Origin of the sequence: uncultured Microbulbifer sp. (assembly GCF_947498635.1) — a bacterium.
GTDB classification, from domain to species: Bacteria; Pseudomonadota; Gammaproteobacteria; order Pseudomonadales; family Cellvibrionaceae; genus Microbulbifer; species Microbulbifer echini.
Map to the genome: position 1 here is coordinate 1 of NZ_CANMKV010000069.1, position 6,818 is coordinate 6,818.

Annotated in this window: 5 protein-coding genes; 4 read left to right on the top strand and 1 reads right to left on the bottom strand. The window is 41.3% G+C overall.

All coding sequences use genetic code 11. The features are described 5' to 3' along the window. Positions 1 to 1,102 precede the first annotated feature (1,102 nt). Positions 1,103 to 1,354 carry a hypothetical protein gene (locus tag Q1A69_RS19385; protein WP_299589323.1) on the top strand — a complete coding sequence of 84 codons (252 nt, stop codon included), beginning with the start codon at positions 1,103 to 1,105 and terminating at the stop codon, positions 1,352 to 1,354. Positions 1,355 to 1,868: 514 nt separating this feature from the next. Then, the gene (locus tag Q1A69_RS19390; RefSeq protein ID WP_299589326.1) at positions 1,869 to 2,546 is read left to right on the top strand and encodes a hypothetical protein; all 678 of its coding nucleotides are present in this window, start codon (positions 1,869 to 1,871) and stop codon (positions 2,544 to 2,546) included. Positions 2,547 to 3,026: 480 nt separating this feature from the next. On the opposite strand, the gene Q1A69_RS19395 is transcribed toward Q1A69_RS19390, so the two are convergent. Continuing rightward, complete coding sequence (locus tag Q1A69_RS19395; protein ID WP_299589330.1) at positions 3,027 to 3,779, bottom strand: type 1 glutamine amidotransferase domain-containing protein; 753 nt, start codon at positions 3,777 to 3,779, stop codon at positions 3,027 to 3,029. Between the two features lie 1,104 nt (positions 3,780 to 4,883). Between Q1A69_RS19395 and Q1A69_RS19400 the strand changes: the two genes are divergently transcribed. Both Q1A69_RS19400 and Q1A69_RS19405 read left to right on the top strand, forming a co-directional pair. After that, entirely contained in the window at positions 4,884 to 5,753 is an 870-nt protein-coding gene (locus Q1A69_RS19400) for an arylamine N-acetyltransferase (protein ID WP_299589333.1), read from the top strand. 156 nt (positions 5,754 to 5,909) lie between these two features. Then, positions 5,910 to 6,503, top strand: a complete 594-nt coding sequence (locus Q1A69_RS19405; RefSeq protein ID WP_299589336.1) for a Crp/Fnr family transcriptional regulator — start codon at positions 5,910 to 5,912, stop codon at positions 6,501 to 6,503. Positions 6,504 to 6,818 lie beyond the last annotated feature (315 nt).

A 6,818-nucleotide genomic window follows, 5' to 3' on the forward strand; every position in this document is an offset into this window, starting at 1 on the left:
GGAAGGTGTTAAATTACTTGAGCCCACTGGAATTTTTGGTGGGTAAACGTGTGTCACTTATGTTGGCAATCTAGGCAACATTTCTCTGCCGCAGGAATTTCGAGCCTTTCTTCTTGAGATTGGCTTTGGGGCTGCGGATTCTTATGGTGCTAACGTAGAGGGTATTCCGTACTACTACCAGGATGACGAAGATGAATATCCGATGTCAGCAGGCACCATTGATATTGCAGAAATAGGCTGTGGTATTGAATTTATGTTAGTTATTAACGGTGCTCATAGGGGAGAAGTATGGGTTACTCAGAGTTACCGGGAACCACAGCCGTGGTCTAGTAGCTATCTGGACTGGTATGAAGGCTGGCTCGTTAAAAGCCTCCAGAGCTTAGAGATACCGCAGCATACCCCCAAAGACTGACCGCCAAAGCCTCCCATAAACCACTACCGATAGCAACTTGCTACACATGTCCAGGCATATTCTTTCTGCTATTTCCTAGGGTGGGTTGATCCATGCACCCATATATTCCTTATCGTCACTTCTTCACTTAATCAGGTTTTAATCAATACAGTAGGCCGTTGATCATTTATTGTTCGGTATGCACTAAGAGCCTTGACTGTGGTGTACAAAGCGATTGCCAGTACTGCGGAAGTCTACATCCGTGGCTATAGCAAAACAGTTAATTTCCACCCCAACTGCTTGATAAGACAGGTAATTTTTATTCGGAGAGGGGTGATACCGACGAAGTGGATTCTGAACTGGCGCCGATGTTGACTTGACAGTTCCCGACCCTCTTACCGTATACTGTATGTATGTACAGTAAAAAAAGGGGGTGAATATGAGGGTCAGAAATATCGTCATCGACGGAGATCCGATCCAGATATGCCGTTACCGATCGGGTTATAACAACCGGCCAATGTACGCTATCTGTATCCTTAACTATACAAAATATGTACGCAGCTTTTCGGTATCAGTAGATATGGATCTACGTAAGGAGTTAGAGCTGACTTTAGTGCAAATGCGGAGAGTTGAGCGCAGTATCAATTATATGGCAGTCCCAGCTTAAGGGTGTAAGACCTTAAGCTGTTTTTACTGAAAGGGAGAAATATTATGGGAAGAAAAATCAATCAGTTCGCAATTTTTGCCGAGCGAATACATTTAATGAACGGTGGAGCAAAAAGCTTTAGGGATTCTGCACCCACAGAAGAAGCCGCAAAGGAACTGGCAGAAGAAATTGCTAAATCTGACAAAGCGCTATTTTATTCTTGGTTACAAATTCTCGATATAATGACCGGGAGTTATACAGAATACTCAATCAAGAGAGGTGGGGTATTGGAAGAAAGGGAGTGCCAAGAAAAATAGGAGCCTGGTAACTAAGATAGACTTAATGAAGGAAGACAAAGGATAGGAAAAGTAAGTAATAGTTACATGTATAGCGTGAGTAATTTAAAGTTCAGGTTAAGGTAGGTTGTGGTTTGATAATCTCCCGAGTGACCAGAGCTATTTGCAGGTGGTAAAATTGAGTAGCTCTGGCTGCAGCACCGCTAGAGAAGTCCAAAGCTGAAATTGATTAAAATCAATTTTCTGAAAAATATCGTTAAAATAAAGCCCCTTTGTACATAATCAGGCTCAGTAGTGGTAGAGTCTAGTTCTAACAGAAATAGAACACTGGCGGTCAGTACCTAACTGACCCATCTACTCAATTTTACGAACGAATCGATGGTTATTAACAACTAACTGGGTGGTTGGCACATAAAGTTAATTTCATACTCGACTTTCTCAGCCCAGGAAGTTTCAATCCAATAATTTTCTTAAGCAGAAAAGGCATGACAACGATAACGTTGTGCCGTTGGCAGTATTTATAGGGAGCCTCAAAATGGCAAATCGTTCTTATCTTTATAGCCTTAGTAATCAACCTAAATCCTATTCAGATCGCCCCGAGAGTATCTCAGGCTTATCTGAATGGCCATATAGTATTCCCTTCACTTATCGCGCGCTAATGTCTGGGAATCCCAAACTGTGCGCGTCACTGGTCTCGGATGGCTTTGAGGACGATTCACCCGATAATAAAACTCAACTTTATGCTATTAGTAGTGACTTTGAGGCAGGATTTGCGCGGTTAAAGAAATTTGTTGAAATGCTACGATTTATCAGCAAAGACATTAAGGATCTGCCGGATTCAATGCTAAATGAAACGTTAAAATTCCTTCAAAAACCTAAAAATAGGTATCTACTGCTTGAGACTATCGAGCTGGACTGTATGGATGAATCTGAAGAGTCAGTCCTGCGTGGCTACGTTGAATCCGAAATTATCGCTTGCCGTGAAGCTGGAGCTGCTATTGATGCACTTCCTGAAGACCCAAAGGTTTCGGCTGATATCGTAAAGAGGGTAACAGAAAACAATTCAGAATCTACTTTAAGTCCATTTTATGGGCTCCAGTTCAATGGTAAATTTGACAACGTTGAGAGTGAGCCTCCGCTGGGTTTGTATTGGAGTGATGTTCTTTATTACGAATTAGAGAGCAAAAAGGAATTTGAAGATTCTCTTGAATAATTGAATATCGAGACTCTTGTTTCCACTTAAAGAAATGCTGATCCGGTTTGAAAGACTTGTATATCTTTACCAAGGTAATGAATTGGGCCAGCGCTACATCTTTGTCCATATAAAGTACGATATGGAAATTATTGCTTGATACTACCTATGAGGTGGTATCAAGAACTAACTTTCCAACATCCCATACCAAACTCAGCCCAGTTATCATTTATGGTAGAAAAAAGAATGAATAGTGTAAGAATAAAGAAATACATCTTCTTCACAGTTGGATTCTAGATTCTATAGGTTTAGGGTTGAGGTGGCCACAATTGACTGTAATAAGGAATGACCTCTAGTGATATTATGGCACTGTGAGGAAGAGGCATTGGTTGCCTCCCCCTATTTATCAGGCTATTTATACAGTGCGCGTCCTGTATTTATGTGGTGTCGATATGAGGACGTTTGTTGTTACTGTTCTTGTGGATATGTAGAATTGTTATTTTATACACCATTCAGTTTGTTAATGATCGCTTGGGCTAGTTTTTTGGCAGATGCGGGGTTTTGTCCGGTAATAAGTCGATCAGATACAACGACATTTTCTTTCCATGCTTCGCCGTTTACATGAATAGCACCTTGCTCTACTAGCTTGTCTTGTAATAAAAAAGGAATAATATCAGTTGTACCCAGGGAAGCTTCTTCTTCATTGGTAAAAGCAGCAATTCTTCTATCCTTAATCAAGAGGCTTCCGTCAGATAGCGTAATATTTATCAGCGCTGCATTGCCGTGACATATGGCGGAGACAATACCTTTACGTTCATAGATGGCTGAAGAGATTCGGTTAATGTCGGGGTTGTTGGGGAAATCCCACATAGGACCTGAGCCGCCACTAAACAAAACTGCCTGATATTCACTGGCGTTGATATCGGCCAGTGCAATGCTTCGTATTACCTTTGACATTAATACCGCATCATTTAGAAAAATCTCGTGATAGTCGTCGTGCTCCTCAAAAGCTTTGTTATCTATGGGGGCCACGCCGCCGTCAATGCTGGCCACATCTACTTTGATACCTGCGTTGACAAATTCATAATAGGGGTGAGTAAGTTCCGGCAACCAGAATCCAGTTTTCTTGCCAGTATTGCCGAGGTCACTATGGCTAGTTAATACAATGAGTACTTTCTTTTGTTCATCTGCATGGTTATACCCGCACATCAAAATTAGTAACATTAACGCGCTTAAATTAATGATTTTCTTCATAACATATTCCTATTAAATTGGCCTTTATATGTTGGGTGTTTCTCCAACAGAGGGTTCTAGTATACGAAGCCTGGAAGGGAATCTAATTAACCTAGGTTTATTACGCTAAAATCTACAGAAGATAAGAGATCTTACGGGGTTAGATGTGCGATTGGCCTGTCAATTTGGGCTTGATCCATGTATGTAAATGAGTAAGTGATTGTCCACTGCATATATTGATTCACTTATAGTTAATGAACGTGATTTAAAGGCAGTGTAGGAATTTTGTTGGCAAAATCAGGCTCTTGTTGACAAGTGTGAGCTAGCTGCCTACTAAATCTGGAGACCAATTTCTGGGGAAAGTGACCACTTGAGACAACGGTACTTGATGAGAGAACAATGTGAATTCTTCACCCCTCAGTTCAAACTATTTGCTGTCCTCCAGGCAGGCGATCTGGTTTATACGATCTTTGAAGAGGCCCGTTCGTTGTATATCGGTACAATCGGCATCTACTGAACGATATGACCGCTCAAGATTGGGCGAGGCAGTGAGAGCCCAGTCAAAATTTCTCGTGCCGAAGCAGGAGAAAATAAAAGAGCTTGAGTCCCGGAATTAGCAGCTGGCGCGGGAGATGGAGAGGCAAAAAAAGCGACCGCCCTGTTGATCTCCAAGAGGTCTTCCACCGTTGCCAGGTAACCAAATCACGTTTGGTGGTGTGGTGAAACTTCATTTAGCTTGATTGATTTACGCTGGTGCTATCGCGCAGCCTGTTTACGTATCCCTTGTTGCGTAGGCAATCACAGAATGGCTGGGCTTAGCGTCGATGCTAAAGGCCTCGGAAATGACCTGGTGGAGTGTAGTCATCTTGTATAGCGTTCACTGTGATCAAGATAGTTGGTACACAATCCGCAAGTTGCAGCAGTATTGGATACCATCACTTGGATTGGCTTCCATCGCCAGGCAACTAGGGGGCCTCGATATCTAATCTTCTAATACGCTATGGCAGGTCTCTATCCACACAATGCCGGTATACCGCCCGCAAAGGTGGGGACGTACCAAGCCAGCTGCTAGGAAACAGGTAATCAATACATGCTGTACTAAACCTAGGTTAAGGATGGTGAGCCATGGGTACATTATTATGGCTTAAAACTGAAGTAATGAGGAAAAAAATGACAGGCATCAATTATTCACGCCAACAAATAACCTCTAAATACCTTGCAGATCTTGGGTTGTCTCTCGAAATTAGAGATATAGATTTTCTCGCTAAGCTTCAAAGTAAGCATATTGCACGTTACAGCTTCAATAGCTTAGCCGTTGTTTTAGGCCAAAAAATCTCTTTAGACCTCCCGATGATCTTTGACAAAATTGTTGAAAGGAAACGTGGAGGGTATTGCTTTGAGCATAACAAGTTGGTATTTAACATATTGGAAGAGCTTGGGTTTGAAGTTCGACTACTGTTGGCAAAAGTCGTTAACGGAAAATCTCTAGATGTACCCAGAACACACAGAGTCAATTTACTGAACTTCCAAGGAGATAAGTATATTGTTGATGCCGGTTTTGGGTTCCAAGGTCCTCTTTATCCTATAAAGCTGGAAGTAGGCTTAGAGCATAAGCAAGGCGATACTTGCTACCGTGTAATAACCCATGAAAATGGTGACTACTGCTTTCAGATATTAAAGGATAATGAATTTCTGACTCTGTATACATTCGATCTTCGCAATTATAGTGAAGCTGAGTGTTTGCCTGCACATTTTTACTCTTGTAACTATCCAAATGCTGTTTTTGTCCAAAATCTAGTAGTCAGCCGAAACTGCTTTTACGATGTAAAATCGTTGCGCAATGGTGATTTTTATAGAAGGTATAAAGGTAAAGCGCAAACAACAAAAGTATCAAGTTCTGAAGTTTTGCATCAAATATTTTCTGAAGATTTTAAATTGGAACTGGATTTTGCAGTGGCTGAGTTTCTATATTCCAAGTTTATAGATAAGCAGTAAGTAGTGCTAAGGGCTCTCTAAGCAATTCGATCCTATTTTTTGGTATTCAGTTAACCTTCAACATGACGAAATACTAACTCACTCTGAGAGTGTGGCTGGCATGATTGCTGTATTTATGGCATTGTGCCGACTACTCGTCAGTAGAGATGTAGTACTATGAATATACAAAAACAGATGAATAATTTTATTGACTATTTTTGTAGCCCTGGTAGTAGCTTGGAAGCTTCTGATTTCAGGAAGTATGGTTTAAGTGGTGAGCTCAGACATTTAAAAAAGGGGCATTATCTAATCAGGCAAGGGCAGCCAGCGTCGAAAATATATTTTATGCTAAGTGGATATGCTCGATATATGAGTGTTTCCCCAGATGGGAAGGAGTTTACACAGTCTTTTGCCTGTGCCCCTTGTGTAGCGGGATCCACTCGGGCCATGACCAGAAAGACTAGAGCATTGTTCAGCATAGAGGCTTTGGATGATGTACTCTGTTTGGGCTTCGAATGGCCTGATTTTTTTGAGAAAATGAAAGATCAACCTGGCTTTTTGTTGGCTTATAGCACTTTGCTAGAAAGTATGTTTATTAAAAAGGAAGAGCGAGAATATTCATTCGTTCAGCTAAGTGCTGAACAGCGATATCTTGATTTTCTGGAACAGAATCCTCAGTTACGTGAAAGGCTTCCGCTAAAAATGATAGCGTCTTACATCGGTATTACACCTATTGCATTAAGCCGTATCCGTAAAAAGATCAATGGCTAAAGATATTTTCTTGGTGCCATCATACTATTCTAGTCTGTGGTGAGGAAGTTATATCCTAGCTTTATGGTGGGATATTCAGGGAAGCTATAGATCAAGTTACCTTTTATTTGGTGAGCTATTGATACAGTATTTGATCCAGTATCAATATTGGTGACGATTGAAACTACTACTTTTATGGGTGCCCCAAATTATTATTGTCGCTCTTGTAGGTTTGGGGCACGATTTCTCTAATTATTAGTTCCTAGATTCCCATAACAACCGACACACTTGGCAATAGCGAGAGAGGCCAGCTGGCTGTAGGCTAGTAAGCTTCCA

Coding starts and splice junctions, on each gene's coding strand:
- Q1A69_RS19385 (WP_299589323.1), top strand. CDS start 1,103: ATGGGAAGAAAAATCAATCAGTTCGCAATTTTTGCCGAGCGAATACAT.
- Q1A69_RS19390 (WP_299589326.1), top strand. CDS start 1,869: ATGGCAAATCGTTCTTATCTTTATAGCCTTAGTAATCAACCTAAATCC.
- Q1A69_RS19395 (WP_299589330.1), bottom strand. CDS start 3,779: ATGAAGAAAATCATTAATTTAAGCGCGTTAATGTTACTAATTTTGATG.
- Q1A69_RS19400 (WP_299589333.1), top strand. CDS start 4,884: ATGGGTACATTATTATGGCTTAAAACTGAAGTAATGAGGAAAAAAATG.
- Q1A69_RS19405 (WP_299589336.1), top strand. CDS start 5,910: ATGAATATACAAAAACAGATGAATAATTTTATTGACTATTTTTGTAGC.